At 63.9% G+C, this 16,113-nt stretch carries 17 protein-coding genes; 13 read left to right on the top strand and 4 right to left on the bottom strand.

Annotation, left to right across the window (positions count from 1 at the left end; all coding sequences use genetic code 11):
• Positions 1 to 4 precede the first annotated feature (4 nt).
• Together LA343_RS11445 and LA343_RS11440 are read left to right on the top strand one after the other, a co-directional pair.
• On the top strand, positions 5 to 400 hold the full coding sequence (locus LA343_RS11445) for a hypothetical protein (RefSeq protein WP_025403471.1): 396 nt from the start codon (positions 5 to 7) through the stop codon (positions 398 to 400).
• Positions 397 to 744, top strand: a complete 348-nt coding sequence (locus LA343_RS11440; RefSeq protein WP_025403470.1) for a hypothetical protein — start codon at positions 397 to 399, stop codon at positions 742 to 744. Before LA343_RS11445 ends, LA343_RS11440 begins: the two co-directional genes overlap by 4 nt.
• A 114-nt stretch (positions 745 to 858) precedes the next feature.
• Here the strand turns inward: LA343_RS11440 and LA343_RS11435 are convergent, their stop codons facing one another.
• Genes LA343_RS11435 through LA343_RS11425 form a run of 3 tightly spaced genes read right to left on the bottom strand, consistent with a single transcriptional unit; the run spans position 859 to position 2,405 of the window.
• The gene (locus LA343_RS11435; RefSeq protein ID WP_025403469.1) at positions 859 to 1,638 is read right to left on the bottom strand and encodes a hypothetical protein; all 780 of its coding nucleotides are present in this window, start codon (positions 1,636 to 1,638) and stop codon (positions 859 to 861) included.
• Positions 1,639 to 1,640: 2 nt separating this feature from the next.
• Complete coding sequence (locus LA343_RS11430) at positions 1,641 to 2,039, bottom strand: hypothetical protein (RefSeq protein ID WP_025403468.1); 399 nt, start codon at positions 2,037 to 2,039, stop codon at positions 1,641 to 1,643.
• A gap of 30 nt (positions 2,040 to 2,069) precedes the next feature.
• A complete protein-coding gene (locus LA343_RS11425; protein WP_025403467.1) occupies positions 2,070 to 2,405 on the bottom strand; it encodes a hypothetical protein in 336 nt (111 codons plus the stop codon).
• Positions 2,406 to 2,666: 261 nt separating this feature from the next.
• Between LA343_RS11425 and LA343_RS11420 the strand changes: the two genes are divergently transcribed.
• From LA343_RS11420 to LA343_RS11375, 10 genes are all read left to right on the top strand, one after another.
• Positions 2,667 to 5,789 (top strand): FtsK/SpoIIIE domain-containing protein, encoded by a 3,123-nt coding sequence (locus LA343_RS11420; protein WP_224209172.1) that lies wholly within the window; start codon positions 2,667 to 2,669, stop codon positions 5,787 to 5,789.
• A complete protein-coding gene (locus tag LA343_RS11415) occupies positions 5,786 to 7,045 on the top strand; it encodes a type VII secretion-associated protein (protein WP_025403465.1) in 1,260 nt (419 codons plus the stop codon). Before LA343_RS11420 ends, LA343_RS11415 begins: the two co-directional genes overlap by 4 nt.
• A 144-nt stretch (positions 7,046 to 7,189) precedes the next feature.
• Positions 7,190 to 7,477 (top strand): WXG100 family type VII secretion target, encoded by a 288-nt coding sequence (locus LA343_RS11410; protein ID WP_025403464.1) that lies wholly within the window; start codon positions 7,190 to 7,192, stop codon positions 7,475 to 7,477.
• Between the two features lie 61 nt (positions 7,478 to 7,538).
• Positions 7,539 to 7,820: a WXG100 family type VII secretion target gene (locus tag LA343_RS11405; RefSeq protein WP_025403463.1), complete on the top strand. Its 282-nt coding sequence runs from the start codon at positions 7,539 to 7,541 to the stop codon at positions 7,818 to 7,820.
• Between the two features lie 387 nt (positions 7,821 to 8,207).
• Positions 8,208 to 8,651: a 50S ribosomal protein L13 gene (gene rplM, locus LA343_RS11400; protein WP_025403462.1), complete on the top strand. Its 444-nt coding sequence runs from the start codon at positions 8,208 to 8,210 to the stop codon at positions 8,649 to 8,651.
• Positions 8,651 to 9,190 (top strand): 30S ribosomal protein S9, encoded by a 540-nt coding sequence (rpsI, locus tag LA343_RS11395; protein ID WP_025403461.1) that lies wholly within the window; start codon positions 8,651 to 8,653, stop codon positions 9,188 to 9,190. The genes rplM and rpsI overlap by 1 nt, the downstream gene beginning before the upstream one ends.
• Positions 9,191 to 9,391: 201 nt before the next feature.
• Positions 9,392 to 10,735, top strand: coding sequence for a phosphoglucosamine mutase (gene glmM, locus LA343_RS11390; protein WP_025403460.1), 1,344 nt, complete (start codon positions 9,392 to 9,394; stop codon positions 10,733 to 10,735).
• 200 nt (positions 10,736 to 10,935) lie between these two features.
• Positions 10,936 to 11,247, top strand: a complete 312-nt coding sequence (locus LA343_RS11385; protein ID WP_039911612.1) for a hypothetical protein — start codon at positions 10,936 to 10,938, stop codon at positions 11,245 to 11,247.
• Between the two features lie 3 nt (positions 11,248 to 11,250).
• The gene (locus tag LA343_RS11380) at positions 11,251 to 12,855 is read left to right on the top strand and encodes a hypothetical protein (protein ID WP_025403458.1); all 1,605 of its coding nucleotides are present in this window, start codon (positions 11,251 to 11,253) and stop codon (positions 12,853 to 12,855) included.
• Positions 12,849 to 13,151: a hypothetical protein gene (locus LA343_RS11375; RefSeq protein ID WP_025403457.1), complete on the top strand. Its 303-nt coding sequence runs from the start codon at positions 12,849 to 12,851 to the stop codon at positions 13,149 to 13,151. Before LA343_RS11380 ends, LA343_RS11375 begins: the two co-directional genes overlap by 7 nt.
• A gap of 22 nt (positions 13,152 to 13,173) precedes the next feature.
• Here LA343_RS11375 and LA343_RS11370 read toward each other — a convergent pair whose 3' ends face one another.
• Positions 13,174 to 14,064 (bottom strand): dienelactone hydrolase family protein, encoded by an 891-nt coding sequence (locus LA343_RS11370; protein ID WP_224209171.1) that lies wholly within the window; start codon positions 14,062 to 14,064, stop codon positions 13,174 to 13,176.
• Positions 14,065 to 14,226: 162 nt separating this feature from the next.
• On the opposite strand from LA343_RS11370, the gene glmS reads away from it, so the two are divergent.
• Entirely contained in the window at positions 14,227 to 16,089 is a 1,863-nt protein-coding gene (glmS, locus tag LA343_RS11365) for a glutamine--fructose-6-phosphate transaminase (isomerizing) (protein ID WP_025403455.1), read from the top strand.
• The last annotated feature ends 24 nt before the right edge of the window (positions 16,090 to 16,113 follow it).

The raw sequence follows: 16,113 nt of genomic DNA, 5'->3' as shown, positions 1-16,113 counted from the left end.
AGTCATGGTCATGCACAGGATAAAGACCGCTAAGTCCAGTGATTGGGTGGGGCTGCTCATTGTCTCCCTGGCGTGCCTGCTCAAGGGGGTCACCTACTTGCCTTTCGCGGTGGATGATGGGCCGATACCGGCTGTGGAGCGGTGGATTCCCACGTGGATAGCAGCCGCGGTGTGGATCGGAGTGGGCCTGCTGGGGCTATTGGCTGTGTGGCGACGCCGTGGCGGGCCGTTGATGGTCGGCGCTGGTACGTCCCTGCACGTGCTGTGGGGGCTGCTGTATATGGGCGCGTGGCTGTCCGGTGCTAGTGAGCGCGGTTATGTCACATCCATCTTGTATTTCGCATTCGCGGCTATGGTGCTGTGGGGATATGGTCGCGGGCCGCAGGGGGTGAGCGCGTGAATTGGGATGTACTGTGGGTCCCGCTCGCTGGGGTTATCTCTGGCCTGATCGGCTACCAGGGGACGCGGTTGTCTGTCCGGTCTGATACGCAGGCGAAGCTGCATGCTGCGCGTGGCCCGGAGTGGCAGGCGATGTTTGACGAGATGCAGGAGTGGACGGAGACGCGGCTGAAGGAGCGCGACAAGGCTATCGGCCAGCTGGAGTCGAAGGTGTCAGTACTGGAGGATAGACTGGACTATTTGGGGCGAAAGTATCGGCATGCACTGGATCACATTCGGGCGTGGCGTCGGATGCATGGCTCGGGTCCGGCGGTGCCTGCATCAATCCGGGATGATTTGGAGTAGCACTGCACACCCAGCTGTGGTGTGTCATACTGTTTTCGCGCGGATCCCCCGCCGCGCACACGCCCCCACCGGGTTGAGCTTATCCCCCCGCTGCTCCCTGGTGGGGGCCTTTTCTTATTTCTCCCACGGCATCAGCTCGAAATCGTGTTCCTCGCGCAGCTCATTGACCTCCGATAGATGCTGCTCAAACCGCTTGATTGCTATCGCTACGCCACGGTAGGTGAGGTCGTACTCGCGGCCGAGCGCACTGTAGGACTCGCCGGCCGCGTGTTTGTCGCGCATTTCTTGTCCGCGTGGGCCTTTTCCGCTGACCCGGTAGGCGTGGATGCGGGTGCACCGCTCGTCACTACACCGATGGGCGAAGTGCGCGCCCTCGAACTCTCGTCCGCAGATGATGCAGGTGAACCGCTGGGTGGGCTTTGTTTTGCCGCCGAGGTTTTTCAGCGCACGATCAGATAGCTGCGCCCTCGATGCGCCGCGCATGGTCTCGAACTCGCGGGCGTGCGCCGCTTTGGTGGGGTCGCGCTTTTCCTCGAGCTTCTTCCACCCCGCCCCGCCGACACGTGCCCTCGCGCGGGCGGACATTTCCTCACGAGCCATCGCCGATGTCAGACCACGCGATAAGAGTAGGCCGTGCTTGATCTTGTACTCGCGGGGGCTGATGTCATGCGCCATGCGCACGTGCGCGCCCAGTCGGCGTTTCCACTCTCCGCACTCGTGGCACAAGACGGTGTGGCCGTCCTCGTCGAGGATGCCATACCGGCCATGGCCGGATGGGTCGCCGATCTCCGGCTCGACGATCAGATGCCCCGCCCGGGCTTGCCTGTAGTGGCGTAGGCAGTACCCCGTGGCCACGGCCTCGTGATGGCAGCGGGGGTGCATGCACATGGCCATGCTTACTGCTCCATGAGCTTGCGCACGCCGGTCTTGGAGAGGTGCCCGGCTGCTGCGACGTCGGCGACGGTCGCTCCCGCGCGGATAGCAGCGCGCACTGCCTGGTTCCGCTCGTCGCGGGCGGCGTCGTAGCTGTCTTTGAGATCGTCGGCGCGTTGGGCGAGTTCCTCGAGCTGGGCGAGTTCCTGCTCGCCGTAGTCCCCGGCGTTGTGGGCGGATTTGACGGATTCGATGAGGAAGTCGGCGTCTTCGTTGCTGATGTCGTCGCGGTCGATCGTGCGGTTTTCGAGGGTCTCGAGCTGACTGATGTAGGTGTCTAGTGCGTCGCCGATGGCGGCTTCGTCCATGTCGATGATGTGGGTGATGGTCTTGATGATCTGGGTGTCGGTGTAGGTGCTCATTGTCTAGTCTCCTTGGATGGTGGTGGGGGGTTAGGCGGCGAGGTTGTCGTAAGCGTCGAGGATCTCGTAGACGAAGGCGTCGCCGATGGTTTCGCGGGCGATGATCTCGGTGGGGAGGATGAGGGAGCAGCCGAGGTGTTCGTCTTCGTCTTCTTCGTCGGAGTAGGGGCCGTCGATTTCGAGTAGCTCCCAGTCGTCTTGGAAGGGGATTCCTGTCTGGGCGAGGTATTCGGCGAGTTCTTCGCGGGAGTTGCAGACCGAGACGCCGTGGCGGGTGTCCTCGAGGTCGTTCCAGGAGGTGCTGGTCTGGTTCTCGGGGTCGAGGATGTCGGGGCGGTCGGTGGGCTGGATGCGGAAGAAGCTCATTTTCTTTTCCTTGTCTCTCTTGCTTACACCCTAAGCATAGCGCACACCTAGTGTGTGTGACAACCTAGTGCGCAAAGAAACGTGGTGCTACGTCAATTTGGGGGTACCCAGTTCCGGTTCCTAACCCCTGGAAAGTCCGCAAAAAGTCCGCACGAGCGCCTATAGCCACCGAAATACCCGTAACTTCCGTATTCACCGCGTGGCCTTGACCAGCACAAACACAAACACCGCAGGTTACCGCCACGCCAGCAGAACATGGCGATGATGTTCCAACCCGGCACCAACGTGGATGAAATGCGGCGATCCTTCCACCGCCACATCGACGCGCTCGCGGACACCCTGCGGCGCAAGCGAGACCAGCAGCTGGACAGCATGCTGGCAGCACACCCGGCACCGGACACGCTATGGACACACATCGTGACCGGCACGGACGTGACCGCCGATCCCGGAGTGGTGCGCATTGGCACCGCCATCCAGGCCCCGGATGATCCGCTGGAAATCCCCGTCAGCGCTCCGCCCGAGGACCTCGAGCCGGTGAGCGCCATGAGCCTGCGCAGCCTGGCGATGACCTACGCCACGCTGGAAGCCCCCGTGTCCGTGGACCTCACCAGCTTCCACTGCGTGGTGATCGAAGGCGAGGGGGCTGCCGGCCTGGCCCGAGCCATGCAGGCACAACTGGTGATGCAGAGCCCCGAGGCGCTCACGATCGTGGGACCGCACGACGAATGGTTGCCCCACGACGGTCCGCGGAAAATCACGGTATGCACCGGAACCACGCCAGTCACCGCCGGTGCCGTGGTCACCGACCCCTCCCCAGAATGGGTTGATACCGCCCGCGGGCAGGGGCTGCACCTCTTAGTCGACGGGGTGGACGATGGCTTCCGCGTCAGCGCCTGGACAACCGACGGGTGGGCGCCGTTCGGCGTGGCCGACCAGCTCAGCGACGTGGAACTCGCGCGGATCTGCCGGGGTCGGTCCACGGTATCCAGCACCACCTCACTGCTGGAACTGCCCGGTGGAGACCTGCGGGCGCCCATCGGATTCTCGGGAAGTCCCGTTTATTTGGACATCAAGGAATCGGCCGAGGGCGGCATCGGGCCGCACGGGCTGTGCGTGGGTGCCACGGGTAGTGGCAAGTCGGAGCTGCTCAAGTCCGTCGTCATCAGCTTTGCGCACCAGCACAGCGCGAAGGAACTGAACTTCGTGCTCGTGGACTTCAAAGGCGGCGCGAGCTTTCTAGGCATGGAGCGGCTGCCGCACACCTCCGCGCTCATCACCAACCTCGCCGACGAAGCGGGCCTGGTGGATCGCATGCAGGACAGCCTGTTGGGAGAAATGCACCGCAGGCAGGAGAAACTGCGCCGCGCCGGGATGCGCACGGCCGCGGAATACAACGCCGCCCACCCCGGCGAGATGCCGGCGCTGTTCATCGTGGTGGACGAGTTCTCCGAACTGTTGCACGCCAGGCCCGAGTTTGCGGACGTGTTCGCCGCCATCGGCAGGTTGGGCCGAAGCCTGCGGATGCACCTGCTGCTGGCCACTCAGCGACTTGAGGAGGGGAGGCTGCGCGGGCTGGAATCGCACCTGAGCTATCGCATCGCGCTGCGCACCTTCTCCGCGTCCGAATCGCGCCAGCTCATCGGCTCGACCGCCGCCCACGAGCTTCCCGCCACACCGGGTGCGGCCATCCTGGCGGCGCACGACAAGGTCCGCTTCCAATCGGCTTACGTCTCCGGACCGGAATTGCCACGGGACCAGCGCCTCGTGCGCACCCTCGGGGCAGAGGTGACGGCGGAAACCACGACCCTGCAGATGGTCATCGACCGGCTGGAAGGGCCGAACCTCAACCCAGTGTGGCTACCGCCCCTGCCAGAGGTGCTCGCCGCCAGCGAGATCATGACACCCGTGCGCCCCGGCGTGGCACGGGTGGGGATGGAAGACCTGCCGTTTGAGGGCACTCAGGTGCCGCTGGACGTGGACATCAACCGCAAGCACTGGGCCATCGTGGGCCAACCAGGCACGGGAAAGACCACGCTGCTGCGCACCCTCGTGTTGGGCTTGGCGCTGAGCACCCCGGGCCTGGCGATCTACGTGTTCGACCCCGGCGGATCGCTTGCGGCGTTGACTCGCTTGCCGCAGGTCGCGGCCGTGGTCGACGAGGAGGGGCTGCCCCGCATGCTCGACGAGCTCGACAACACCACCGGGCCACGATTGCTCCTCCTCGACGGAGTGGACCAGCTCGGCGAACAGGAACAGCGCGTCATCCGGCTCACCACCACAGGCCTGGAACGCGGGCTTCACGTGGTGGTCACCGCGCTGCGCTGGAACTTCCGCCCCGCGTTGCGCGACGTGCTCACCGGGCACATGGAACTGCGCATGACCCCGCTGGATGCCCATTTCCGGGATGCACAGAAATCGCTGCCGGACCTGCCGGGCAGGGGAGTGTCCCCGCGTGGCAAGCACACCCAGTTCGCCCTGACCACCGCGCAGGACATCGAGCATGTTCGGTCTGTGTGCGCCAGCCGCGGCGAGGAGGTTCGCACGATGCGCGTGCTGCCCGATGTGCTCACCGCCGCCGAGCTTGCCAACCCCGCAGCGTTTGCGCTGGGCGGGCCGCAACTGGCGCCCGTGGTGTGGGACTACCGTGTCTTCCCGCACTTCGTGGTGGTTGGCCAGTCCGGCGCGGGCGCGACCACGGCCCTGCGCGCCCTCATCGGTGCCGTTCGGTCCGGGCAGTCCCGTGCCGCAGAACCGTCCGCAACGCCGTCCGCAGAGTGGTTGGTCACTGATACCCGCCGCGGGTTGTTGGACCAACCGGGCTACCGGGTGCCGGAGGATTTCCGCGCCGAGCTGCGCAGGTGGGCCGACGTGCTCCGCGAGCGCATTCCCGGCCCCGAGGTCACCCCGCAGCAGCTCAAGCAGCGCACCTGGTGGGAAGGACCGGAGCTGTTCGTGGTCATCGACGATGCCGACGCCGACCCCGGCCTCGACCCCCTTGTGCCGTTGCTGCCCTACGCTGCCGATATCGGCCTGCACGTGGTTATGGCCCGCCGGTCGGGCCCGTTCGCCCGCGCCGCCTATCACCCGGTGATGCAGGCCATCCGCGACCAGTCTGCGTGGCTGCTGCTCTCCGCTCCGCGCGAGGATGGCCCCATTGCGGGTCACAAACTTGTTCGACGCCAACCCGGGCGTGGCCTCTACGTTCATAAAGAACCGTGGGTGGTCCACGTCCTCGCGGCCACAGGGGACGACTCCCCTGACACGCCCGAAGGGCCAGGTGACGAGGGGGATTCTGGTGGCGCCGAGGCCAAAGACGCAGTGAACAACAGCGAGAGTGAGAAGTCAGAGACCACAGCAACAACAACCAAGGAGGGGACTAAATGACGGCGACAACGACGCAATCAATGGGGATGCTCGCTGACGCGGTGGCACTGCAGGAATCGGGGATCCTCGTGGCGGGGATGACAGTGACGGATCTGTCTTCCGGGTACGTCGCGGCGGGGGAGGCGGTGACGCAGCACCCGGATTACCTGCTGTACAACACCGATGCCGATGGCGGTGCCGATGGTGCCGGTGGTGCTGGTGCCGATGTGCGGTTTAAGCGCACGGACCTGAGCCTGGGGCGGCTGGAGGAACTGTACGAGCTGGTGGACGAGGTTGTGCAGCAGCGGTATGCAGACCCGGAGCCGTCGAGCATGAATCCGCGCGAGCCCCGGATGCGCTTTCCGTTTGGCGTGGGGATGCGGCATCCGGAGATTGTGATTGCGGGAGCGCACGCGGATGTGGTGGCGCGATACCTGCGGTTGATGGGGCTGCGGGCACGGCCGCTGGAGATGGAGCTGGTGTGGAAGGTGGCCGCGGAGCTGGAGGAGGCGCGTGCGGGGCTGGAGGAGTTGATGTACGGCGTCGTTGATGATGTGGACGGCGCTGCGATTGGCGCTGCGGAAGACGTTGCGGGGGATAGTGAGGACGGTGCTGCGGGCGAGAATGCGGCCGAGCCTTCGCGTGGGGAAACCGTGGCGCCCCGAGTGAGGTGGGTGAGGCCGGTGTTTGTCACCCTGGCCGTGCTGATCTGCCTCATGGGAGGGGCGATGGTCGGCTGGAGCCTGTTCAGCTCGGGCCGCGTGCAGCCAGAATCCGTAGCGCAGGCGGAAGCCACAACCGACCAACCGTCCGAGAAAGGGGAGACGATGGGGGAAACGCAGGTGGAAGAACCACCGGCTGAGTTCGATAACCACCGGCGCGCCGGGGAGGAACCGGAGGTCTCAGCCGAACGTGCCCAGATCCCCGTTGCGATCGCTGTCCCGGGGTGGGCGCGTGTGGCTGCCACACAGGGACAAGAGGAGTTCCGCAATGCCGATCCGGGAATGCGGGTGCTCGTTGCTGCGAAGCCCACGCCGCTGCTCAGCCAGGGAGAGCTCGACGCGGCGGTGCAGTCGGCCCTCACACAGCATCCAGATGTGCAGGTGGTGAGCACATCACCGGTCAGTTACGTGGAGCGCTTCCCGGAATCCACGACGGTGTGGCACGTGCGGTGGGTCAACGGGCACCAGATGTCGGTGGGGTGCCAGTACCGGCAGGTCACGGCAGAGCGCGAACGGGAGTGTGACGCCGTGGTGCGAACGGCACGGCCTGAGTAGGTGGGGCGCGAGGAAGAAGATGTGAACCTTCCGTGGCGGCTGGGGGTCTAATACCTGTGATGATCGCGGCTCGGGGATACGAACGAGCAGGTCATACTTTTTGAATCTGTTTCACCATCATTTTTCAAGGGAGGGGACTCGAAGATGAGTTTCAGAACAAATGTCGACACCATGAACCAGGCCGCAGGCAACGTGGACCGCGTGAACGGCGAAGTGCAGGGGGAGCTGAACCGACTGCGTGGAGTGGTTGAGGAAGTCTCCGGCGCATGGAAGGGCCAGGCCCAGGTCAGCTTCTACGGCCTGATGGAGCGGTGGAATGACAGCGCCAAGCAGCTCAACGAGGCTCTGGCCAGCATCTCGGAGAACATCCGCGCCAACGCCAGCGCCTTCGACCAGACGGAAATGGACAACGCCGCGGCATTCAACGGCTAGCGCTCAACCTTTGCGCATCCACACCTTTTTCAGACTCTTCAGAATCTAAGGAGAATCCACCGTGATCCAGTACAACTTTGCGAGCATTGACCAAGCCGCTGACGACATCAACCGCACCAGCGCATCCATCGATCAGCTCCTCGGCGACCTCAAGCGTGATCTGCAGCCGATGGTGTCCGAATGGGAAGGCAGCTCGGCGGATAGCTACAAGGCCGCCCAGCAGAAGTGGGACAACGCGGCCCAGGAAATTAACGAGATCCTCGCCCAGATCTCCGTTACCGTCCGCCAGGCCAACGACCGCATGAGCGAGATCAACACCAACGCGGCCAACAGCTGGGCATAGGAGCCTGGCGCTCGCAACAATCACAGCAAACCACAGCAAACCACAGCAAACCACAGCACCGAGACAAAGGGAGTTCTCGGTGCTTGTCCTATTTCGCTTGTCCTATTTCATCCTGTGCCTCAACCAGGGACGATTTTTGGCCTCAGCACAGGTCTGTAGTAAATTAACGCAGGTTGTAATAAATTCCGTGTGCCCACGGCCAGCTCAACGATGCTGACCGGCGCGCAGAATGATGAAAATGTCCGCGGGTCACAACCGGCCGCCGCGGACAGCCACCGCTTCGGCACCGATCGCGGACCTGTGGGTAACGGGAACGTGGTGGCGTCGAAGATAGAGGTCACAACGCTTGGCTGGCAGTTCCAAAGACGACATGTAAAGGGGTCCACAGTGACTACTTTCCACCCAAAGAGCGGTGACATCACTCGTAAGTGGTACGTCATCGACGCCACCGACGTGGTGCTGGGCCGTCTTGCCGTAACCGTAGCTGACCTGCTGCGCGGCAAGAAGAAGCCCTACTACGCACCCAACGTTGACTGCGGCGACAATGTCATCGTGATCAACGCCGACAAGGTTCACATCTCCTCCAACAAGCGTGAGCGTGAGATGCGCTACCGCCACTCCGGTTACCCGGGTGGCCTGAAGTCCATGACCCTCGGTCGCTCCCTGGAGCTGCACCCCGAGCGTGTTGTGGAAGAGGCAGTGAAGGGCATGATGCCGCACAACAAGCTGTCCCGCGCTTCCATCAAGAAGCTCCGCGTCTTCGCGGGCTCGGAGCACACCTTCGAGGCCCAGAAGCCTGAGACCTACGAGATCAAGCAGGTGGCACAGTAATGAGCGACTACAACGAGAACGTTGAGAACACCGAAGAGAACTTCGGCGAGTACACCGCAACCGACGCCGTGAACGAAGAGTTCGTGGCCACCATCGGTGACGCCATGGTGTCCGAGGAAGAGACCACCGAGGCTGCAGAGCCCGTGCTCTTCGAAGGAACCATCCAGACCGTCGGCCGCCGCAAGGAGGCCGTGGTTCGCGTGCGCATGGTGCCGGGCTCCGGCGAGTTCGTGTGCAACGGCCGCACCTTGGAAGACTACTTCCCGAACAAGCTGCACCAGCAGCTCATCAAGGCTCCGCTGGTCCTGCTGGACCGCGAGAACCAGTTCGACATCCAGGCTAACCTGACCGGTGGCGGCCCCTCCGGCCAGGCCGGCGCATTCCGCCTGGCTATCGCCCGCGCTCTGAACAAGTACAACCCCGAAGAGCGCACCGAGCTCAAGCGCGCAGGCTTCCTGACCCGCGACGCTCGTGCCGTGGAGCGCAAGAAGGCCGGTCTGCACAAGGCCCGTCGCGCACCGCAGTACTCCAAGCGCTAAACCCGCAAAGCCGCAGTATTCGAGCGGCTGGGCCCTGTGCCCGGGCGCTCAGAATCTGGCGAACATGGCCCACCCGATCGCGGTGGCGCAGAATCCTCATCTACGAGGTCTGCGCTGCTGGGACGGGTGGGTTTTTTCATGTGCAGCACACGCCCCACCGCACACGAGTGGTCGCGTGCCAACCTAGTAAGCTGGTTGGCCATGGGAAGATTGTTCGGAACAGATGGCGTACGTGGCCTAGCAAACAAGAAGCTGACCGCGCCGCTGGCACTGCGACTTGGAGCAGCCGCAGCACAGGTACTAGTGGACCAGGACAACGTCGGTGGCAGGCGCCCCACAGCAGTGGTCGGCCGCGACCCGCGCGTCTCCGGTGAAATGCTCACCGCAGCACTGTCCGCGGGCATGGCCTCGCAGGGCGTGGACGTGCTCAACGTGGGCGTGCTGCCCACCCCGGCAGTGGCGTTCCTCACCGACGACTTCGGCGCGGACATGGGGGTTATGATCTCCGCGTCGCACAACCCAATGCCGGATAACGGCATCAAGTTCTTCGCTGCAGGCGGGCACAAGCTCGACGATGAGATCGAAGACGCCATCGAGGAATCGATGTTGCAACTGCCCGAAACCGGCCCGACCGGCGCCGGTATTGGTCGGATTATTGAGGAATCCGAGGACGCGCTGGAGCGCTACCTGGCCCACCTGCGCACCGCGATTAACCACCCGCTCGATGGCATCCGCGTGGTCGTAGACTGCGCGAACGGTGCCGCCTTCCGCGCCGCTCCGGAGGCCTACCGCCAGGCCGGAGCCGAGGTGGTGGCCATCAACGACCACCCCAACAGCTTCAACATCAACGATGGTGTGGGCTCCACCCACATCGAGGTCATCCAGAAGGCCGTGCTGGAGCACCAGGCAGACCTGGGGCTCTCCCACGATGGCGACGCAGACCGCTGCCTCGCGGTGGATTCGGAAGGCAACGTGGTCGATGGCGACCAGATCATGGCCATCCTGGCGCTTGCCATGAAGGAAAACGGCGAGCTGAAGCAGAACACTCTGGTCGCCACCGTGATGTCCAACCTGGGCCTGAAGCTGGCGATGCGGGACAACGGCATCAAGGTGCTGGAGACCAAGGTGGGCGATCGCTACGTCCTCGCCGAGCTGCGCGCTTCCGACCTGTCTTTGGGCGGCGAGCAGTCCGGCCACGTGGTCATTCCTGAGCACGGCACCACCGGCGACGGCACTCTCACTGGTCTGAGCCTCATGGCGCGCATGGCGCAGACGGACAAGCCGCTGTCCGAGCTCGCCGCCGCGATGACTGTGCTGCCGCAGATCCTCATTAACGTGCCTGTCTCCGATAAGTCTGCGATCATGCACGATTCTCGAGTGGTAGCTGCCGTGGAGTCTGCCCGGGAGGATCTGGGCGATACCGGCCGTGTGCTGCTGCGCCCGTCTGGCACGGAAGAACTGTTCCGCGTGATGGTCGAAGCTGAGGATGCCGATACCGCTCGCCGAATCGCAGGCAAGCTCGCCGCGGTGGTTGCGGAGGTCTAGGGGTAGGTTTCCGCAAGCCTCGGTAGGCTTCCGCACGTTTCTGCGAACCATTTCATCGGCACTCCGGTCTAACGGAGTGTCGATTTTTTGTTGGTCGTCCGTTGTTGGGCGGGGAGGATGCCGTTTCTTCTGCGCTTCGTCCCTACAGCGAGGCAGACGGCACGGCAGGAACTACACGAAAGATGAGGGGGAAGCCATCCATGGCCATGTTTGTCGATCCGGATTCGGCGCGGGATCAGGCGCGGAACCTAGCTGAGTCACAGCAGAACTGGGAAAGCCATCTTGCCGCCAACCAACCGCACGTGCCCGTCGGGGCCTTCGGGGTGGGCCTGGCTGCACAGGCTCAGCAGTTGCAAGCGTTGGTCGAGCAGGCGCATCGGGTGCGGGTGAACCACGCCCGTCGCCTTCGGGAGGCAGGCTTGGCCGCAATGACTCTCGTGGACACCATCGTCAACGCGGATGACTCGAATGCGTCCTCGATGCGCGGCTCCACGAATCGCGGGAGGTCGTAGACCGTGAGCATGATGTCGCAATCCCGCCTCGATGCCGCCTTGGCAGGCATGGCCGCTCATGGTGCTCCTGTTGGTCCTGCGGTTACAGCCGCCGCGTTTACCAAGGGTTTTGATCTCGACGCCATCAGGGGCGCCCGGTCCCTGAGCGAGCTTGCTACCCAGTCTCCCGGTCGACGAGGGCAGCCGATGATCCCCGTGGGCAAGCCGCTGTCGAGCATCTGGGAGGCACTGTCTACCGCAGGTGGTGTGCTGAGTCTGTTTGATCAGCTGGCGGGTGGATCCCCAAACGGCTCCACGACTGATGCGTTCAATGACCAGTGCGAGCACGAGCGTGAGGTCGAGCGCGCTCGATGTGCGGAAGCCTCGGCGCTTGATGCGTTGGAGCGTGTCAACGATGCCTGCATTGTCACGGTTGTGGCAATCGCCGAGAAGATGCAAGGGGCGGCGAAAGCGGCGCTCAGCGTGCTGGGGGTATCCGCGGGGCCGCTGATCTCTGCCATGGGGTTGGCGGCGGTAACGTCTGTGACCGGGCTGTTGAGCATGCGTAACAGTGCGATGTCTGGGCTCTTGAGCAAGCTTCTGGTGGATATGGCCCCGCCTGCAGACCCGGGTTGCAGCGACGATCCCGTGTGCAAGAATCCACGGCCGGAGTGTGGGGAGGAGCCGAACAAGCCGGACGAGCCTAAGCAGGAGTGCCCGAAGCAAAATCCGGATGTGGAGGAACCCGGTACTCCGGCTCCGCAGCAGCCGCAGCCACAACAGCACGGACAGCTGCAGCAGCAGGGGCACTCGCAGGGGCAGCAGCAAGAACAGCAGCAAGAACAACCCAAGTGCCCGGATACGTCTCCTCCACAGACCGTGCCTTCACAGTCCACGCCCTCACAGTCCGCGCCCTCACAGTCCGCGCCCTCACAGGGGGCAATGGTGAATCCATCGTCATCGTGCCCGCCACCAAGCCCTCCCGGAGCGGGTGTGGTTCAGTCGCTCGTGGGAGAGATCTCAGCAGGCGTAACGGCAGGCATCTCCGCCGGCATTACTGCTGGGATCGAGGCCGCAGCTGGGACGTGGAACGAAGCCGTAACCACGGTGGAACAGGCGGTACAACACAGTGTGCCGGCTGGTGAATGCCCTCAGACACCGGCGTGCCCGGAGCAGCCTCCGGTAGAGGAGTGCGTGCCTTCTGCAGTTGCGGACGAGTGCCCACCTGAACCCGGGCCTGAGACAGAGCCCGAACCGGAATCCCCACAAGAGTGCCCACCAGAGACTCCTGAAACACCGGCGAATCCTGCGGTGCCTCCGGAGGAACCGCCAGCCGAACCACCAGCGGAGTCTTCAGCGGAGCCACCAGCGCCCGAAACGTACCACGGCTTCGACAAGACTCAGCACCCCTCATACCCAGGCGTGACGACTGCGGGGGAGGGGCCTGCAGATCAAGCACCCATCCCGGAGCCCCCTCAGGGCGGTGGTGACGATGTGTGGACGCCAGACATCTGGGTGGGGGCGTCCGCCTCAGCTTCGGTGGAGTGGTCTGCCTCGACGATACCCACGGCGGAGGCCAGCACGGCGGGGGCTGGTGGCGTCGACGTTAAAAGGAGCGACAGGTGGTAGAACACAATCGCGGTGGGGGCAGAGACCATGCAGGGCATGCAGCACACGCAGCTCATCCAGACGGTCTGGCCGCCGTGCAGGACAAATACCAGAACGTAATGGAGCAGTACTTGGCGGCGGTGGCGTCGGCAAGTGTGGAGTTCGATCAGGTTATCCGAGAGTCAATGCAGCAGATCGAGAAGCTCGCCAAGGAACTGGACCCCAACCCAGAGTCCGGCGATGACCCAACACATGGAGAAACCCACCACAGCACCCGCAAGCCCGCGGGTGGTGGTGGGCCGAGACTCTTCGATTAACGGCCGAGCAACCGGAGTGTGACTACAAGTCAATGTTGGACAGGAGCTCGTCCAAGTCCGCATTCTCCGGCAGAGCCTTGTAGAGCTCGTGCTGGGTGGCGGTGACAGTGTGCTTGAGCTCGGCGCTGTTGTTGCGGAACTCCTTGTACTTCTTGTCGTTCTCCGCGAGCACGAAGCCGGTCATGAGTGCGCGGGCGACTTCCTGCTGGGCGAACTCCGGGCGACCCATGCCAACCAGGAAATTGCGCAGGTACTTCTCGTGGAAGCCGGAAGAAGTGGCCTTGTCCAAGCGGCGGTAGATCGCATCGCCCTTCCACTGAGCGGCCATGCGGCGGGCATCGCCCTTGGCCAGCTCGCCGAACTTGCCAGCATCGAGGATGAGCCCTGGGGCGTCCACGTACTTTGCGGCCTCGTAGGCGCTCGGCGAAGTATCTGCGGGGTAGATGGCCATCACACCGGCGAGGGTCGGCTGGTTGGTGTTGCGCTCGGCTTCGGCGCGGGACACGCGGCCGGTAGCCGCCAACACGGCAGCGGAAGCACCCATGCCATGGCCAGCGAGGTAAAGGTCGTTCGGCTGAACAGTGATGTTGCCCTTACCAAGGCGCACACCGGCGAGGATCTGCAACGCGGACTCCAGGTCGGAGGCGAAGCCGCGGTGGTTGGGCATCATGCCCTTCTCGGTATCCGGGGCAGCGACGGCGAAACCCCAGCTCGCGAGGTGGCGCAGCGTGGCGTGGTAGTGCTCCACGCCGATGCGCCAATCGTGCCCGAAAGCGATGCCGGGGATGCCGGTGCCTTCAGCAGGGGTGTACACGCGGCCCGGCAGGCCAGCGAAATCAAGGTCGCCGGTGAGCACCCGGTGGGGGCCACGCTTGCCGAGTCGGGGAACGAGATTCTTCAACTTGTCAGCCACAAGTAATCAGCCTACAAGACTGGCAAGGCTCAGGAGAATATAAGCGACTAAAGAACACAAGCAACGACAACAAGACGGCAATGAGACGAAGATCGGCTGGGCAGAGCCGACAGCGCGTGCTGGTGAATGGGAACGAGGGGATGGTTGTGTATCGTTTTGTCTATGTGTGCAATCGTTGGCTACGTAGGTAAATCCGACGCCCTCCAGATCGGCTTGGATGCGCTGCAGCGGATGGAGTACCGGGGATACGACTCCGCCGGAATCGCTGTAGTGGAGCAAGGCTCCATCCAGATTGAGAAGAAGGAAGGCAAACTCGACAACCTTCTGAAGCAGATCGACGAAGTCGGTCGCGACAAGTTCCAGGGAACCACCTGCATCGGCCATACCCGCTGGGCCACCCACGGTCGACCCAACGACCTCAACGCCCACCCGCACAAGTCCTTCGACGGCAAGGTGGCCATCGTCCACAACGGCATCATCGAGAACTTCTCCAGCCTGCGTGACGAGATCGAGGCAAAGGGAATCGAGCTGACCTCCGAGACGGACTCCGAGGTTGCGGCTCACCTGCTGGCGCTGGCCTACAACGAAGGTGAGACCGCCGGGGACTTCGAGGCCTCCGCCCTGGGCGTGCTCAACCGCCTCGAGGGTGCGTTCACCGTGCTGTTCACCCACGCCGATCACCCGGACACCATCGTGGCCGGCCGTCATTCCACGCCGCTGATCGTGGGGGTGGGCGAGGGCGAGATGTTCCTCGGATCCGACGTGGCGGCGTTCATCGACCGCACCAAGAACGCCGTGGAGCTGGGCCAGGACAGCGCCGTCATCATCACCCCGGAGGGCTACACCCTCTGCGACTTCGACGGCAACGAGGTTGAAGGCAAGCCCTTCACCATCGACTGGGATCTTGAGGCGGCACAGAAGGACGGCTTCGATTCCTTCATGATGAAGGAGATCCACGAGCAGCCCTCTGCCGTGCGCGATACCCTTTCCGGCCACTTCGTGGATGGAAAGATCGTCCTCGACGAGCAGCGCATCTCCGACGATGACCTGCGCGGTGTGGAGAAGGTCTTCGTGGTTGCCTGTGGCTCCGCCTACCACTCTGGCCTGCTGGCCAAGTACGCCATCGAGCACTGGGTTCGCGTTCCCGTGGAAATCGAGGTTGCCTCCGAGTTCCGCTACCGCGACCCGGTGCTCGACCAACGCACCCTCGTGGTGGCCGTCTCCCAGTCCGGCGAAACCGCCGACACCCTCGAGGCCGTGCGCCACGCCAAGACCCAGGGTGCCCGCGTGCTCGCGGTGTGCAACACCAACGGCTCGCAGATCCCCCGCGAATCCGATGCAGTGCTCTACACCCACGCCGGTCCGGAGATCGGTGTGGCTTCCACCAAGGCGTTCCTCGCCCAGGTGGCGGCGAACTACCTGGTGGGCTTGGCCCTCGCCCAGGCTCGCGGCACCAAGTACCCCGATGAGATCGCGGACATCTTCGAAGCCCTCGAGGCCCTGCCGGAGAAGATCGAGAAGACCTTGGATCTGCGCGAGCAGATCTACGATCTCGCTCAGGAGCTCGGTGCCGTGCGCACCATGCTGTTCCTCGGCCGCCACGTGGGCTACCCCGTGGCCCTGGAGGGCGCACTGAAGCTCAAGGAGCTGGCCTACATCCACGCTGAGGGCTTCGCCGCCGGCGAACTCAAGCACGGCCCCATCGCCCTCATCGAGGACGATCTGCCCGTGGTCGTGGTCGTGCCGTCCCCGAAGGGTCGCCCGATTCTGCACTCCAAGATCGTGTCCAACATCCAGGAGATCCGTGCCCGTGGCGCCAAGACCATCGTCATCGCCGAGGAAGGCGATGAGGCCGTGCGCCCGTTCTCTAACTGGTTGCTGGAGATCCCGCGGACGTCGTCGCTGATGCAGCCGCTACTGTCCACCGTGCCGCTGCAGTTCCTGGCCGCGGACATCGCCCGCCAGTGTGGCAACGAGGACATTGACAAGCCGCGTAACCTCGCTAAGTCCGTGACGGTGGAGTAGCGCGCCCCGCGCTCTTCAATCCCA

Origin of the sequence: Corynebacterium falsenii (assembly GCF_020099275.1) — a bacterium.
Classification (GTDB): Bacteria; Actinomycetota; Actinomycetes; order Mycobacteriales; family Mycobacteriaceae; genus Corynebacterium; species Corynebacterium falsenii.
This window is presented reverse-complemented; position numbering and strand designations above follow the sequence as displayed.